Raw genomic sequence first — 675 nt, forward strand, 5'->3', positions numbered from 1 at the left:
AACCACCTTGCTCAACTGTTGTTACGCCAGCAAGGGTGCCTGAGGCGGCCAAAACGAACGTACCACTTGCAACCGTCGTATCGACAGCCGTGCCACCTTGGAAGACAGCCAGACCGGCAGAAGTCCCCTGCAGGACGGTCCCGGAAGCCACGCCCGTACCAATCACTTGAACAGTGCCACTACCAGTTACCGTTGTGGAGGTAACAACCCCGCCATCCCAAGCCTGAACACGACCTGTCGAGACGATTGTATTGTCCGCGTGTCCGTTCGCATTAACAAAAACGGAACCACTCACAACTGTCGTAGAGGACAGTTGTCCCCCTGAGACAAAAACAGTGCCTTTATCCGCAACCGTGTTCGTTGCGCTCGCCGTGCTGAATACCGTCAGGCCAGTATTGGAATCAGTCAGTGTTACATGGTCAGCAGAGGCTCCGCTGAGGAGGTCAATAGAACCGCCAAAATTGACAGTAGCCGTCTGCACACTACCGCCAGACGCGATGATCTGGCCCACAGCGTCACCATCGGCTTCTACTACCGCAGAAATAGCGCTCCCATTCTGGTAAAGCGTTTCTGTGCCACCGGAGACAACGACATTGCTGGTCACACCGCCACTGGTGACGGACAGTGTTGCAGAGGACACTAATGTGCCGTTGGAGATGGTCCCGGCATTGCTCA

The 675-nt window shown here is 55.6% G+C and carries 1 pseudogene; it reads right to left on the bottom strand.

Annotation, left to right across the window (positions count from 1 at the left end):
- Positions 1 to 675, bottom strand: a pseudogene (locus Abci_RS13910) (hypothetical protein); the annotation flags it as partial.

Source organism: Acetobacter cibinongensis (assembly GCF_000963925.1).
GTDB classification, from domain to species: domain Bacteria; phylum Pseudomonadota; class Alphaproteobacteria; order Acetobacterales; family Acetobacteraceae; genus Acetobacter; species Acetobacter cibinongensis.